This is a genomic window from Limnohabitans sp. Rim8 (assembly GCF_945869175.1).
Classification (GTDB): domain Bacteria; phylum Pseudomonadota; class Gammaproteobacteria; order Burkholderiales; family Burkholderiaceae_C; genus Limnohabitans_A.
This window is the reverse complement of sequence record NZ_CAMBNZ010000074.1, coordinates 1-14,644: the sequence shown is the minus strand read 5'-3', so window position 1 is coordinate 14,644 and position 14,644 is coordinate 1. Positions and strand designations below refer to the sequence as shown.

The following is a 14,644-nucleotide window of genomic DNA, read 5'->3' as shown; positions in this document are numbered from 1 at the left end:
GGCAAAGCCAATTGCTTGGCCAACTCGAGCTTGGCCAGCGAGTTGCGGTGCACTTCGTCCGGGCCGTCGGCCAGGCGCAGGGTGCGCTGGTGGGCGTAGGCATAGGCCAGTGGAAAGTCTTGCGACACGCCGCCACCGCCGTGGGCCTGTATGGCCCAGTCGATGATCTGGCAGGCCATGTTGGGCGCCACGATCTTGATCATGGCGATCTCGGCCTTGGCCACTTTGTTGCCCACGGTGTCCATCATGTAGGCGGCCTTGAGCGTGAGCAAGCGGGCTTGCTCGATCATGCAGCGTGACTCGGCGATGCGCTCTTGCCAAACCGTCTGGCGGGCCACTTCACGGCCAAAGGCCACGCGTTCGTTCAATCGTTTGCACATCAGTTCCAGGGCACGCTCGGCGATGCCGATGGTGCGCATGCAGTGGTGGATGCGGCCAGGGCCTAAGCGGCCTTGGGCGATTTCAAAGCCACGGCCTTCTCCCAGCAAGATGTTCTCTGCCGGCACGCGGACATTCTTGAGCACGACCTCCATGTGGCCGTGCGGGGCGTCGTCGTAACCAAACACCGAGAGGGCGCGCACCACAGTGATGCCCGGCGAGTTGGCAGGCACCACGATCATGGACTGCTGCTCGTGGCGACCGGCCTCGGGGTTGGTCTTGCCCATCACGATGTAGACCGCGCAGCGTGGGTCACCCGCGCCGGACGACCACCATTTGCGGCCGTTGATCACGTACTCGTTGCCTTCCCGTCGGATTTCGCACTCGATGTTGGTGGCGTCTGAGGAGGCCACATCGGGCTCGGTCATCAAAAAGGCAGAGCGGATTTCGCCGCGCAACAGCGGTTCGAGCCATTCGTCCTTGAGCGATTCACTGGCATAACGCTCCAAGGTTTCCATATTGCCGGTATCGGGCGCGGAGCAATTGAAAATTTCAGCGGCAAAAGGCACCCGGCCCATGATTTCGCACAAAGGAGCGTATTCCAGGTTGGACAGGCCCTGGGGAGCGCGCGTGGATTTGGGCAGAAACAGGTTCCATAAGCCTGCCGCCAGGGCTTTGGGCTTGAGCTCTTCGACGATTTGTGTGGGAACCCAGGCATTGCCCTTGGCGCGGTTCTCAGCGATTTCGGCGAAAAAGAGAGCCTCATTGGGGTAAATGTGCTCGTCCATGAAAGCCAGCAAGCGCGCTTGCATTTCCTTGACCTTGGGGGTGTATTCAAAATCCATGGTCTAACTCCTGGTGGTTGTGTGTGTGAAAGAAATCAGGCTTGACAGGCAAAGCGCCAGGCCAGTTCGGCCATGGGCCGCGCGCCTGCGCCAGAGCTTTTGGCTTGGTCGCTGGAAGCTGTGCCGTCTTCGACGCGTTTGGCAATGCCTTGCAAAATGGCCGCAATGCGGAACATGTTGTAGGCGAGGTAGAAGTTCCAGTCTTTGGCCAAAGCCTCTGGCGTGGTGAAGCCCGTGCGCTCGCAGTAGCGGCGGATGTATTGAGCCTCAGAAGGTATACCCAAGGCCGCGAAATCAAGGCCTCCGATGCCCCGGAAGGTGCCCGGCGTGATGTGCCAAGCCATGCAGTGGTAGCTGAAGTCTGCCAAGGGGTGACCGAGCGTGGAGAGCTCCCAATCCAGCACCGCCATGACGCGGGCTTCGGTAGGATGGAACATCAGGTTGTCGAGACGGTAGTCGCCGTGCACGATGCCCACCAAGGACTCGTCTTTGGCGCTGTCCGGGATATTTTTGGGCAACCATTCAATCAGCTGGTCCATCTCGGGGATGGGCTGGGTAATGGACGCGGCGTATTGTTTGCTCCAGCGGCCAATCTGGCGCTCGATGTAGTTGCCTGGTTTGCCGTAATTGGACAAGCCTTGTTTAGCCACATCCACTTTGTGCAGCGCAGCCAACACGCGGTTCATTTCATCGTAAATCGCCCCGCGCTCAGTGGAGCTCATGTCGGGCAAAGACTGGTCCCAGAGCACGCGACCGGGCACAAAGTCCATCACGTAAAACGCGCGGCCAATGACCGATTCGTCGTCGCACAGCACATGCATTTGAGCCACGGGTACATCGGTGCCGTGCAGGCCTTGCATGACGGCAAACTCTCGCTCAATCGCGTGTGCGGAGGGCAGCAATTTGGCCACAGGGCCAGGCTTGGCACGCATCACGTATTGGCGTGAAGGTGTGATGAGTTTGTAGGTGGGGTTGGACTGGCCGCCCTTGAACATTTCCACGCTCAAGGGGCCCACAAAGCCGGGCAGTCGACTGCTCAACCAGCTTTCCAACGCCGTCACATCGAAGGCATGGGAGCCAGTGACCGGACGGGTTCCCACAAAATGGTCAAAAGCACTCATGGTTCACCCGTTCAAAGTGTGTGCCCGCTGAATGCAGCCGGGATGGTGTGGTCGTGCTCAGTGGTCCGCGTTCACGATGAGCAGCAACGCTTCGCGGTCCAGCACCACCAAGCCACCCGGTTCGATGCGAATGATTTGCTCGCGTTCCATTTGTTTGAGCTCTTGGTTCACCCGCTGCCGGGATGCGCCCAAGAGTTGCGCCAGTTCTTCCTGGGCCAGTTGCAAACTGATGCGGATCGCCTTGGCGTCCGACAGACTGGGTACACCGTAGCTGCGCAACAAGTGGTTGAGTTGTTTGGCCAAACGCGCACGCAGCGGCAGGGTGTTGAGGTCTTCCACCAAGCCGTAGAGCTGGCGAATGCGCCGTGCATGCAGGCGCAGCATGGCGTCGTAGAACTCCACGTGTTGAGACAGAATTTTTTTGAAGTCGGCCTTGGCCACATTGAGTGTGGTGGTGTCGCCGTGTGAATAGCAGTCGTGCGTGCGGCGGTCCCCATCGAAGATCGACACATCGCCAAACCAGATGCCGGGCTCTACATAGGTCAGCGTGATCTGCTTGCCCGACACCGAGGTGGAGCTCACACGCACTGCGCCTTTCGCACAGGCGATCCACTGCTCGGGTGGATCGCCGCGTGCTGCGAGCATGTCCCCGTCTTTGTGGCGTTTGACGTAAGCGCATCGAAGTATGTCGTGACGAAGTGAAGGTGAGAGACTTGAGAACCAGCGACCCCCATTGATCGCTTCTCTTTCCTCCATTGTCAGAATCGGTTCGTCCATGCTCTGTCCTTTGAGTGACTGGTATTCAAAAATTTGTCGCCTGGGGGACCAGACGGTTCATTTGTAATGAGGTTTTTGCTTGTTCAAAAAAGCGGCTATGCCTATGCCTGCGTTGGCGTGGTGCAGGTTTTTGACAAAGTGGTCCCGTTCGCGGGCCAGCTGGGCATTCAAGCTGCTGCCGTCCGCATCAGACAGCAGCTCCTTGATGCTGGTCAGTGCATTGGGCGCGCGTGCATTGAGTTGTTCACACAGGTCCAAAGCTTGCCGAAGAGATTGGCCAGCTTCTGCCAGGTGGTTGACCACACCCAGTTGCTGCAAACGTTCGGCACCGACGCGCTCGCCGCACATGAGCAGTTCCGTGGCCAATTGGCGCGGCACAACGCGCGACAGGCTCCAACTGCCCCCGCCATCGGGCGACAGGCCAATCCCACTGTAGGCCATCACGAACACGCTGTTGCGTGCGGCCACGATCATGTCGCAAGCCAGCGCCAGAGAAAAACCAGCGCCAGCGGCTGGACCTTCTACGGCGGCAATCACTGGCTTGGGAAAAGTGCGTATGGCTTCGATCCAGTTGTGCAAGCCTTCGATGCTTTGCGCTTGGTCCTCGGGTGGGCGTTGGCGGTTGTTTTGCAAGCGTTGTAAATTGCCGCCCGCACTGAAAATGCCGTTGGCCCCGGTGATCACCACACTGCGCACGTCGGCACTGGACTCGGCCACGCTCAGCGCTTCGACGCCTGCGGCATACATCTCTGGGCCAAGGGCGTTGCGAAACTCCGGGTTGCTGAGGGTCAGGACCAGGGTCTGGCCTTCGCTGGTGCTGAGCAGTTGGGCGGTCATGGTTAGTCTTCGGTGTGCATCAAAGACAAACCGATGGCGCCTCGTCGGCGCAACCAGGGGCTGGGGCGATAACGCGGGTCACCATAAACCTTTTGCAAGTTGAACAACACTTCCAGGATGCTGTCAGGCCCCAAGCGGTTGCCCATGGCCAGTGGTCCCATGGGATATGCCAGGCCGAGCGTGACGGCTGTTTCCAAATCTTGCGGGCTGCAGATGCGCTGTTGGCACATGTCAGAGGCGATGTTCACGATGGTGGCCACCACGCGCTGCGTGACAAAGCCGCCACTGTCACGGATGACCGATACGGCTTTACCGTCGCGCGAAAACAAGGCGTGGGCCGCATCGCGCATGTCTGCGCGGGTGGCCGGGTTGGTGGCCAACACGCGACGCTTGGTGGCACCGTCCTCAAACAGCATGTCGATGCCGACAGTCCTGGCGGGGTCCAAGCGCTCGACCACCGCCACGGTGGTGATGTCAAACCCCAATGGGGCGACGATCGTGAGTGCTTGCGGCGAGGGCGAGGCCCCTGTTTCAATTGTGGCCCCCAAATTTTTCAGGATCTGCAGCAATTCCATGCGGCGCGCAGCCCGAGGAGAGACCCACACAGGTGGCATGTTCTCGGCTGCGGGGACAGGTGGTTCGGCCGGCACTTGCGCTGCGCCGTCCACATAGTTGTAAAAACCTTCGCCGACTTTTTTACCGACCACGCCTGCGGCCAAGCGTTGGGAGGTGATCACGTTGGGCCGGTAGCGCGGCTCTTCGTAATACTGGTGATAGATCGATTCGATCACAGGGTGTGAGACATCGAGCGCGGTCAAATCGAACAACTCGAAGGGGCCCAACTTGAATCCCACTTGGTCCCGCAAAATGCGGTCGATGGTGGCGAAATCGGCGACGCCTTCGCTCACGATGCGCAAAGCTTCAGTGCCGTAACCACGCCCGGCATGGTTGACGATGAAGCCCGGTGTGTCTTGGGCCTGCACAGGGGTGTGCCCCATCTGGCTTGCAAAGGCTGTCAGGCGTTGGCAAACGGCGGGATCGGTTTTGAGGCCTGCGATCACCTCGACCACTTTCATGAGCGGTACGGGGTTGAAGAAGTGGTAACCCGCAAACTGCGCGGGTCGCTGCAGCGCGGCAGCGATGGCTGTGACCGACAGCGAAGAGGTGTTGGTCACCAACACGGCGCTGGCAGACAATACTTTTTCGAGTTCGGTGAACAGGCTTTTTTTGATGTCAAGCTTTTCAACGATGGCTTCCACAACCAATTCGCACGCCGCCAAATCCTGCAGGCTGCTGGCGGCCAGCAAGTGGCTTTTGTAAACTGCCACCGCTTCGGCACTCAGGCGGCCTTTGTCTTGCATTTTGCCCCATTGCTGGAACACCGCTTCACGGGCTTTGGCAACGGCTTCGGGTTGTGTGTCGTAAAGCGAGACTTGGCTGCCGGCTTGGACTGCAATTTGGGCGATGCCACGGCCCATAGCGCCTGCGCCAATGATGGCGACTTTGGAGAATGCGAGCGTCATTTTTGAATCAGAAATGAAGTGGAAACGAATGGCGCTTGGCCCTCAACGGCGAACTTGCAAGGCGCCGGGGTTCACGATGTTGGTGGGTGTGCCCTTGATGTAATTGACTACATTGTCAAAAGCAGCTCCGAAATACAGCTCGTAGTTGTCTTTTTCCACGTAGCCAATGTGCGGTGTGCAAATGCAGTTTTCCAGCCGGAGCAGGGCTGAACCTTGCAAAATGGGTTCAGACTCGAACACGTCGACTGCAGCCAAGCCAGGGCGGCCTCGGTTCAGCCCGCCGATCAATGCATTGGGCTCAATCAGCTCAGCCCTTGAGGTGTTCACAAACAGCGATGATGGCTTCATTCTGCCCAGGTCTTCGCTGCTCACAATGCCTTGAGTGGCTTCATTCAAGCGCAAGTGCATGGACAGCACATCGGCTTCTTGAAAGAAGGCCGCCCGATTGCTGGCTGCCTGGTAGCCGTCGCGTATGGCCTTGTTGCGCGATTCATCGCTGCCCCAGACCATCACCTCCATGCCGAAGGCTTTGCCATAGCCGGCCACCAATTGGCCGATTTTTCCATAGCCCCAAATGCCCAGTGTGCGTCCTTTGAGGACTGTGCCCAATCCGAAATTGGTGGGCATGGAGCTTGATTTGAGCCCCGATTGTTGCCAAGCACCGTGCTTGAGGTTGCCAATGTACTGGGGCAAACGCCTTGTGGCAGCCATGATCAAGGCCCAAGTGAGTTCAGCCGGTGCAATGGGTGAACCCACGCCTTCGGCCACGGCGACACCACGCTCGGTGCAAGCGGCCAAGTCGACGTGCCCGCCCAATCGGCCCGTTTGGGCAATCAGCTTCAAGCGGGGCAGTTTTTCGATCACGGCGCGTGTCAACTGGGTGCGTTCGCGGATCAGAACAATGACGTCGGCATCTTTGAGCCGAACCGTCAGTTGCCCCATGCCTTTGACCGTGTTGGTGTACACCTTGGCTGAGAAACTTTCGAGTTTCGCAGCGCAGTCGAGTTTGCGGACCACATCTTGGTAGTCATCAAGGATCACAATGTTCATCCCTCCATTGTGCCTTGACGAGGTGGCCCGATTCGGCCGCTGCGTGTGCTTTTCAGTTCAAAAGCGTGCCTGCGATGCCTCGATGGCCGCCAAGCGGTCCAGTTCGGCGCACACATCGGCCATGCGTCCCGAAATCACCATCCGACCCGCACCTTTGACGCGTTGGTCACTTTCAGTGACGCGGAGCACCCGCAGGGCCGAGGCAGAGGGTGCGGCAAGAACCCGATGAGGCGCAGGGCTCGATTTCAGCCCAGACGGCGCACAAACCGGGCGGCGTGTGGTCCAAACCTGACGCAAAGCGGCGTCGGCACGCGGGACTTTGGCAACGATGGGCGCAGGACGCGACAAATTGGCGAGGCCTTGAAACAGACCTGAAAAAGCAAGCAGAGCGATTCCCATGTGAAACCTTTCAAAAGCATGGAGGTTGGACACAGGCAGGATTGCAAAGAAAGCTTGTTGCACCAGGGCTGGCGGAACCATTCCGCCTGCGCCCGCCACCTGGCGTAACAAGCAGATGGCTACATGAGTAAGGTGTTGCGGATCAAGCCCACAGCCAAACCTTCGATGTCGAAAGGCTCTTCGGGGTTGACCACGATGGTTGGGTAATCGGGGTTTTCCGGTAAAAGCTCGATGCCGCTGGCCGTTTTGCGCAGCCGTTTGACGGTGACGTCATCACCTAAGCGGGCTACCACGATTTGTCCGTTGCGCACGTCTTTGGTGGATTTGACGGCCAGCAGGTCACCGTCCATGATGCCGGCGTCACGCATGGACATGCCGCGAACGCGCAAAAGGTAATCAGGCTGTTCGCTGAACAAGCTGCTTTCGATTTGGTAAGTCCGGTCAACATGCTCTTGCGCCAAAATGGGTGAGCCTGCTGCCACACGACCCACCAGTGGCAAACTCAGTTGGCCCAGGCCGGGCAGGGTGAGGCTAAAAAGGTCAGAAGGTGCGCGAAAGCTGCTGCGGTGGCTGCCTTTGAGGCGAATGCCACGCGATGTACCGCTGACCAATTCGATGGCCCCTTTGCGCGCCAAGGCTTTGAGGTGCTCTTCTGCCGCATTGGCCGATTTGAATCCCAGCACGCTGGCGATCTCTGCCCGCGTTGGAGGCGCACCGGTGTTGGCGATGGTGTTCTGGATGAGTTCCAGAATTTCTTGCTGCCTGGCGGTGAGTTTGGGGCTGTCGGTCATGGCGATTTCCTTGTGAGGACTGCAGGGGCTGTTTTTTCATCCAGTGACTGTATTTTTAACCAGTTTTTGAGGCTGTGCAAGTGTTTAACGCAAAAAAAATTCAAAAAGTCGTGGTTTTGGGCACAGGCGGCACCATCGCCGGCACGGGCAGCAGTGCGCTTGATCACACCGCTTACACCGCCGGTCAGCTCAGCGTCCAACACCTGTTGGACGCCATGCCAGGACTTCAAGACAGCTTGCAGGGCCATGAACTGGTTTGTGAACAACTGGCGCAGCTGGACAGCAAAGACATGGGGCACGCCACTTGGCAGGTGCTCGCGCAGCGCTGTGTGCATTGGCTGTCGCAAGCGGAGGTGGACGCCATCGTCATCACCCATGGCACCGATACTCTGGAAGAATCCGCTTGGTTTTTGCATCGGGTTCTCGATAGCCACAAGCCGGTGGTGCTCACTTGTGCCATGCGCCCGGCGACGGCATTGGCACCCGATGGGCCACAAAATCTCATGGACGCCATGGCGGTCGCTTGCGACGCCATGTCACGGGGCGTCTTGGCGGTTTGTGCTGGGCGGATTCACAGCGCCCTGGAGGTGCAAAAAGTTCATCCCTACCGTCTGGACGCTTTCAGCTCGGGCGAATCGGGCCCCCTAGGCTTTGTCGAGCAGGGTACTGTGAGATGGCGGGGCACAGCGCCTGGGCCTGCGGTGCACACCCGCACAAGCTGCGCCTTGACCGTGAGCGTTGCTGAATGGCCTTGGGTGGCGGTGATGCACAGCCATGCCGGTGCCGACGCCCGCCAGGTGAGCGCTTGGGTGTCTGCGGGTGTGAAAGGCTTGGTCGTGGCTGGCACAGGCAATGGCACTTTGCACCAAGATGTGCAGACGGCCTTGGCCAAAGCGCAAGATCAGGGTGTGGCCGTGCGCTTGGTCACGCGCTGTGCGGAGGGACAAATTGTGGGAGAGACGGCGTCATTCCAGACCGCACCTCGCGGTTTGAACGCATTCAAGGCGCGGATCAGTTTGATGCTCGAATTGCTCGGGTAAGTCCGCAACACCGTGAGCCCAAAGCGGCAAAGCTGGTGAAGGACAAAGAAAAAGCCCCGCATGCGGGGCTTCGTCATTTCTTCGGTCTGGAAAAAAATCAGCCAGCCAATGCGGCAAACGCACGCGCTGTGATGTCTTCCACAGAGCCCGTCCCGCTGATGGCGCGGTATTGAGGGGCCGCTGCGGCATCGGTCTGGGCCCAACCCGAGTAGTAGTCCACCAAAGGACGGGTTTGTGCGCTGTAAACATCCAGACGCTTTTTGACGGTTTCTTCTTGGTCATCGGCACGTTGCACCAAAGGTTCACCGGTCACGTCGTCAACGCCCTCCACTTTTGGGGGGTTGAACTTGACATGGTAAGTGCGGCCCGAAGCGGGGTGTGAACGGCGGCCGCTCATACGTTCAATGATGGCGTCAAAGGGGACGTCGATTTCGAGCACGTAGTCGAGCTTGACACCCGCTGCCTTCATGGCATCGGCCTGAGGGATGGTGCGGGGGAAGCCGTCAAACAAAAAACCATTGGCACAGTCGGGCTGGGCAATGCGCTCTTTCACGAGGTTGATGATCAAGTCGTCACCGACCAAGCCGCCTGACTCCATCACAGCTTTGGCCTCCAGGCCCAACGGCGTGCCTGCTTTGACGGCGGCACGCAACATGTCGCCAGTAGAGATTTGGGGGATGCTGTATTTCTGGCAAATGAAGGTTGCTTGGGTGCCTTTGCCGGCGCCAGGTGCGCCTAACAGAATCAGTCTCATGGGGAAGGTCCTTATCGTTAGAAGTCGTATCAGATGGCCAGGCCCGCAGCACAAGCGCTGAATTGCTTTTGAGAATATCACGCCCTCCCCAAACCTGGCTTACGGTGTAAACCCCTGTTTTCAGGTCAAAAGTTGGCGTACGCGAGCCAAATCTTCGGGAGTGTCTACGCCAGGACCGGGAGCCTCGGAGGTGACATGCACCGCAATGCGGTGCCCATGCCACAAAGCGCGCAGTTGTTCGAGCGACTCCATGGTTTCAAGAGGCGAAGGGGGCAACTGCGGGAACAGGGCCAAAAAACCGGCTCGGTAGCCATAAATGCCAATGTGCCGAAGCGGGGCAGGGTCGGGCAGGGCCTTGAAACCCGTGCCGGTTTGCCCATCTCGCCACCAAGCGATCGGCGCACGGCTGAAGTAAAGCGCCAACTGGCGGGCATCCATCACCACCTTGACGACGTTGGGGTTGGTGAACTCGCTCAGCGAGCCGATGGCGTGGGCCGCTGTACTCATGCTGGCCTCAGGGCGCTCGATCAGGAGACGGGCCACTGCGTTGATCAACTCAGGCTGGATCAGGGGCTCGTCGCCTTGCACATTGACCACCACGGCATCCTCGGACAGGCCAAGTCTTTGACAGGCTTCGGCCAGCCGGTCACTGCCACTGACGTGGCCTGTGCGGGTCAAGAGGACCTCGATGCCATGCGACTGGCAGGCTTTCACGATGCGCAGATCGTCGGCCGCCACCACCACTTGGCGGGCTTGGGACTGCAAAGCCCGTTGCGCCACCCGCACCACCATGGGCAGCCCGGCGATGTCGGCCAAGGGCTTGTCGGGCAAACGGCTGGAGGCCATGCGTGCCGGAATGACCACGGTGAAGCCCAAAGGTGGGGTGGATTCGGTCATGGGCAGGCTTTACAAAGCCGGGCGAAGGGCGGCGAGGGCCTCGATTTCTTCGTCGGAAAGGGTGCGCGCCTCGTTTTCCAACAAGATTGGAATGCCGTTGCGCACGGGGTAGGCCAATCGGGCACTGCGCGACAGGAGTTCTTGGCGTTCCCGATCAAAGTTGAGGGGGCCTTTGGTGACTGGGCAGACCAGCAATTCAAGCAATTTATTGTCCATCCGGCAATGATAACGACCTTAAGTCCGTGGCGCGGATCAACGCGGCTTGGTTTGGCTGTTGGGGTGCGCCAGCAGGTGGCGGATGCGCTGGTCCAGCGCGGCCCAGAAAGCAGGATCGGGTGTGATCACCAAAGGCACAGCGAGTGCGTTCGGTTCGTGAGTCCAAAGCTTGGCCGCGTCTTTTTCGGTGCACAGCCAAGTGCGGTCTGCACCGGCTGACCAGTCGGTGTAATCGTGGTGGTCGGGCAAGGCGGTGGTGCTGGCCAGTTGAAGGCCTGCTTGGCGCAGCATCTCGAAAAACGACTCTGGCCGTGCCAGTCCAGCCACCGCGTGCACAGGGCGGTGCGACAAACTGCTCAGTGCAACGCGCTGGCCTTGTGAGGTCAAGGCGTGGTCTGCCAATTGTCTTGGCGCCCCGTACTCCCCGTCGGGCCGTTCCCCTGAAATGGAGGGCCCGGTGTGCAGCACACCATCGATCGGGCGAGGCCAGGCCTCTCGCAAGGGGCCCGCAGGCAACAACCAACCATTGCCGACACCGCGTTCATCCATCACGCAAATCTCGATGTCCCGGGTCAAGGCCAGATGCTGCAGGCCATCGTCGCAGATCAAAATTTGCACTTGGGGGTTCGCTTGCAGCAAGCCCAGGGCGGCATCGGCCCTGGATTTGGCCACCCACACCGGCACGCCCGTGGCTTGATGGATCAGCAAGGGCTCATCGCCCACCTCCAAGGGGCGGCTGTTGTGGGCGACAGCGAGGGTGCCTTGCGTGTGGCGACCATGGCCGCGTGAGACCACGCCGACTTGAAAGCCTTGGGCCTTCAAGTGCCGGACCATGGCGATGGTCACGGGGGTTTTGCCAGCACCTCCAGCCACCACATTGCCCACCACGATGACCAAGGCCGGTACCCGCTGGCTTTTGAAGAGCCCCGTGGCGAAAGCCACGCGCCGCAGTGAGATGAGTGCGCCATAAACAACCGACACCGGGAGCAAAGCGCAAGCGAACGGTCCCCGATGCAGCCAAACACGGGGCAAATGCCGATGAAAAAAGGCAGACCAGCCCATGCCTTCAAGAGCCAGGAACCTCGGCCGACTGGGCCGCAAAGCTGATTTTGGACAAGCCACTTTGCCGTGCTGCCTCCATCGCGTGGATGACGCTTTGGTGCGTGGCTGCAGCGTCGGCGCTGATGACCAAAAGGGTGTCTGCTTGGGCCAACGGGGTCAGAACGGCGACCAAAGCACCGACCGAACGCGCAGCGACAGGCGATTTGTTGATGGCGTATTGGCCTTGAGCGCTGATCGTCAAGACGATTTGGCGTGGCTTTTGGCTGCTGGCTGCAACATCGGCCACGGGCAAATTCAGTTGGATTTCTGTCAACCGTGACCAAGTGGTGGTCAGCATCAAAAAAATCATTACCACCAGGAGCACGTCGATGAACGGGATCAGGTTGATCTCGGGTTCGGGGGACAAGGGCCGGGGTTTGAAGTTCACGGTTGGCCTTTATCCGCGCATGCGGATCAGGTGGCGGGCGAAAGTTTCTGCAGCGACTTCCATGGCCAGCACTTGGCGGTCCACCACGGCGCGAAAGTAGCGCCAGAACATCAAGGAAGGGATGGCCACGACCAAGCCAAAAGCGGTGTTGTAAAGCGCCACGGAAATGCCTTGCGCGAGCAAGGCGGGCTGGTTGTTGGCGGCTGTGTGGGCGCCAAAAATGTCGATCATGCCCACCACTGTGCCCAACAAGCCCAACAAGGGTGCAGCCGATGCGATGGTGGCCAGGGCGGGCAAGAAGCGCTCCAAGCCTTGTGCCGCCAATCGCCCCGCCATTTGCATGCTGGCCTGGATGTCTTCAGCGGAAACTTTGGGGTTGTCCGCCACACAACGCAGACCGCTGGCCAGCACCGGGCCCATGGCACCGGCTTGGTCGAGTGTCTGAACCATGTCCTGCAAGGGGACGCCGCGTTGGGTCGCCTCGATGGTTTGGGCGAGGATGTGGGGGGGCATGACTTTGGCGTCTTGCAACTGAACGAAACGCTCCAAGATCAAAGCCAGCGCCAGAATGGAACACAGGATCAATGGCCAGATGGGCCAGCCTGCGGCTTGTATGATGGACAGCAAGAAAACACCTTCCAGTTTTTCGATCATGAACGTGCCCGATTATCGGCCAAGGGCTGGCCACTTTCGGAACTCGGAATCTGGCGAGGCGAACGCCATTTCTGTGGATAACTTTGTGGAAAACTTCGTTTTTGTTGTCGTTTCGCATACCCAGGTATTGATGAATTTCCTATTTTTTTAACGATTATTTTAAAAAAACCAATAAAATCAACAGTTTGCGAGGCGTCTGATGTATTGTTCTGCCTGCATCCGCGTCAAGCCCCTCAGTACGTGGATTGTGGAGTACTTGCCCTGAACGGTCACGGGTTGTGCGCATGAAACCTTGCTCAAACGCTGATGAAACCTCAAGACCATGATGCCCAATGACGATTTGAAGCCCCGCGCTTGGACAGTTTCTGCGCTGTGCCGCGCCATGGCCGATACGCTGGATGCGCAATTCAATCCGGTCACGGTGCGCGGTGAGGTGTCGGGCTTTTCGCGAGCGGCCAGCGGGCATTGTTATTTTTCGATCAAGGACGATACAGGTCAAATCCGCTGTGCCATGTTCCGGCGTGCCGCCAGTTTGATGGACTTTGCGCCGCGTGATGGCGAATTGGTCGAGTTGCGGGGCCGATTGGGTGTGTACGAGGCCAGGGGCGATTTGCAGTTGATCGTCGAATCCATGGAGCGCGCCGGGCAAGGCGCAATGTTTGAGCAGTTTTTGCGCCTGAAAGCCAAGCTCGAAGCCGAAGGCTTGTTTGACCCCGCCCACAAACGCCCATTGCCCAGCCAGCCCCGCGCCATTGGGGTGGTGACGTCTTTGGGCGCAGCCGCCTGGCACGACGTCGTGACCGCCTTGCAGCGGCGCGTCCCTCATATTCCAGTGTTGATGGTGCCCGCTCTGGTGCAAGGCCAGGTTGCAGCCGCCACTTTGGCCCAAGCCCTGCAGCAGTTGTATGCATTCACGGCGGAAGACAACCCCTTCAGCCCCCCGGTGGATGTGATTTTGCTGGTGCGAGGTGGCGGATCCATCGATGACTTGTGGTCCTTCAACGACGAAAACCTGGCCCGTGTGATGGCCCAAAGCCCGGTACCCTTGATCAGTGGTGTGGGCCACGAAACCGATTTCACCATCGCCGATTTTGTGGCCGATGTGCGCGCGCCAACCCCCACCGCGGCGGCGGAGATGGCCGCGACCGACCGGGGCGTTGGCTTGGAGGCTTTGTCGGTGCTGGCGCACCGTTTGAGTCGTGGCCTGTTGCGCCAGCAAGACCGGCAAGCTCAGCGCTTGGACAGCGTGGCCGCCCGTTGGGGTGTGGGATTGGTCCGTCAACAAGACCGCCAAGTGCAGCGCCTGAGCGCCGTGGCTTTCCGGTTGAGCCGTCCGCAAGCTTTGTTAAGCCAGCACCGGCAGTGGTTGGACCAACTGGGGCACCGTTTGCAAGCGGGTGTGCAAAACGATTTGACAGACAAAGGCCATCAATTGGAACGCCTGAATGACCGTTTGGGTTTCGGCCGAGGCCAGCAGGTGCAAAACCATATCCAGCGGCTCGAGCGCGCCACTTTGCGTTTGTCGTCTCTGGATCCGCACCGGGTGCTGGAGCGTGGTTATGCATGGCTGAGCGACGACAAAGGCCAGGCTTTGACCCATGTTGGGCAGTTTCAACCGGGGCAGAGCGTTCAGGCGACCCTGTCTGACGGTGTGTTGCCATTGACGGTCTCGCTTTGAAGGGGCTCCAGTGACCTGCAGCACCCAAGGGCGATCACGCTGCCCCTAAAATGCACCCGTTGAGCTTTTCCCGTAACCACCAAAGGACACCCTCATGGAACACACCTTGCCCGCACTGCCTTACGCAATCGATGCTTTGGCACCTCATTACAGCCAAGAAACCCTGGAGTTTCACCACGGCAAGCACCACAACGC

16 protein-coding genes and 1 pseudogene are annotated in these 14,644 nt (G+C 59.3%); 3 read left to right on the top strand and 14 right to left on the bottom strand.

What is annotated here, in order from left to right; translation table 11 throughout:
- The 8 genes from Q0O19_RS11070 to lexA form a co-directional block, all read right to left on the bottom strand.
- On the bottom strand, positions 1-1,223 hold a 1,223-nt coding region (locus tag Q0O19_RS11070), incomplete at its 3' end, for an acyl-CoA dehydrogenase family protein (RefSeq protein WP_295522954.1).
- A gap of 35 nt (positions 1,224-1,258) precedes the next feature.
- Positions 1,259-2,344, bottom strand: a complete 1,086-nt coding sequence (locus Q0O19_RS11065) for a phosphotransferase (RefSeq protein ID WP_295522953.1) — start codon at positions 2,342-2,344, stop codon at positions 1,259-1,261.
- A gap of 57 nt (positions 2,345-2,401) precedes the next feature.
- Positions 2,402-3,121, bottom strand: a complete 720-nt coding sequence (locus Q0O19_RS11060; protein ID WP_295522950.1) for a Crp/Fnr family transcriptional regulator — start codon at positions 3,119-3,121, stop codon at positions 2,402-2,404.
- Between the two features lie 57 nt (positions 3,122-3,178).
- Positions 3,179-3,958 (bottom strand): oxepin-CoA hydrolase, alternative type, encoded by a 780-nt coding sequence (locus Q0O19_RS11055; RefSeq protein ID WP_295522949.1) that lies wholly within the window; start codon positions 3,956-3,958, stop codon positions 3,179-3,181.
- A gap of 2 nt (positions 3,959-3,960) precedes the next feature.
- Complete coding sequence (locus Q0O19_RS11050) at positions 3,961-5,481, bottom strand: 3-hydroxyacyl-CoA dehydrogenase (RefSeq protein WP_295522947.1); 1,521 nt, start codon at positions 5,479-5,481, stop codon at positions 3,961-3,963.
- A gap of 42 nt (positions 5,482-5,523) precedes the next feature.
- Positions 5,524-6,531, bottom strand: coding sequence for a D-2-hydroxyacid dehydrogenase family protein (locus Q0O19_RS11045; protein WP_295522945.1), 1,008 nt, complete (start codon positions 6,529-6,531; stop codon positions 5,524-5,526).
- Between the two features lie 57 nt (positions 6,532-6,588).
- Positions 6,589-6,930, bottom strand: coding sequence for a hypothetical protein (locus Q0O19_RS11040; RefSeq protein WP_295522943.1), 342 nt, complete (start codon positions 6,928-6,930; stop codon positions 6,589-6,591).
- Positions 6,931-7,049: 119 nt separating this feature from the next.
- Entirely contained in the window at positions 7,050-7,721 is a 672-nt protein-coding gene (gene lexA / locus Q0O19_RS11035) for a transcriptional repressor LexA (RefSeq protein ID WP_295522941.1), read from the bottom strand.
- Positions 7,722-7,801: 80 nt separating this feature from the next.
- Between lexA and Q0O19_RS11030 the strand changes: the two genes are divergently transcribed.
- Positions 7,802-8,761 carry an asparaginase gene (locus Q0O19_RS11030; protein ID WP_366939070.1) on the top strand — a complete coding sequence of 320 codons (960 nt, stop codon included), beginning with the start codon at positions 7,802-7,804 and terminating at the stop codon, positions 8,759-8,761.
- Between the two features lie 97 nt (positions 8,762-8,858).
- Here Q0O19_RS11030 and adk read toward each other — a convergent pair whose 3' ends face one another.
- The 6 genes from adk to Q0O19_RS11000 all read right to left on the bottom strand — a co-directional run bounded on the left by adk (position 8,859) and on the right by Q0O19_RS11000 (position 12,744).
- The gene (gene adk, locus Q0O19_RS11025; RefSeq protein WP_295522938.1) at positions 8,859-9,515 is read right to left on the bottom strand and encodes an adenylate kinase; all 657 of its coding nucleotides are present in this window, start codon (positions 9,513-9,515) and stop codon (positions 8,859-8,861) included.
- A 120-nt stretch (positions 9,516-9,635) separates the two neighbouring features.
- Positions 9,636-10,412, bottom strand: a complete 777-nt coding sequence (gene kdsB / locus Q0O19_RS11020; RefSeq protein WP_295522936.1) for a 3-deoxy-manno-octulosonate cytidylyltransferase — start codon at positions 10,410-10,412, stop codon at positions 9,636-9,638.
- Positions 10,413-10,421: 9 nt separating this feature from the next.
- Positions 10,422-10,628, bottom strand: a complete 207-nt coding sequence (locus tag Q0O19_RS11015; RefSeq protein WP_295522934.1) for a Trm112 family protein — start codon at positions 10,626-10,628, stop codon at positions 10,422-10,424.
- Positions 10,629-10,664: 36 nt separating this feature from the next.
- Entirely contained in the window at positions 10,665-11,690 is a 1,026-nt protein-coding gene (gene lpxK / locus Q0O19_RS11010) for a tetraacyldisaccharide 4'-kinase (protein WP_295522932.1), read from the bottom strand.
- A gap of 4 nt (positions 11,691-11,694) precedes the next feature.
- A complete protein-coding gene (locus Q0O19_RS11005; protein ID WP_295522931.1) occupies positions 11,695-12,117 on the bottom strand; it encodes a biopolymer transporter ExbD in 423 nt (140 codons plus the stop codon).
- A gap of 9 nt (positions 12,118-12,126) precedes the next feature.
- On the bottom strand, positions 12,127-12,744 hold the full coding sequence (locus tag Q0O19_RS11000) for a MotA/TolQ/ExbB proton channel family protein (protein WP_295522956.1): 618 nt from the start codon (positions 12,742-12,744) through the stop codon (positions 12,127-12,129).
- Between the two features lie 349 nt (positions 12,745-13,093).
- Between Q0O19_RS11000 and xseA the strand changes: the two genes are divergently transcribed.
- Together xseA and Q0O19_RS10990 are read left to right on the top strand one after the other, a co-directional pair.
- Positions 13,094-14,449, top strand: a complete 1,356-nt coding sequence (xseA, locus tag Q0O19_RS10995) for an exodeoxyribonuclease VII large subunit (protein ID WP_295522929.1) — start codon at positions 13,094-13,096, stop codon at positions 14,447-14,449.
- A 94-nt stretch (positions 14,450-14,543) separates the two neighbouring features.
- Positions 14,544-14,644: pseudogene (locus Q0O19_RS10990) on the top strand (superoxide dismutase [Fe]); the annotation flags it as partial.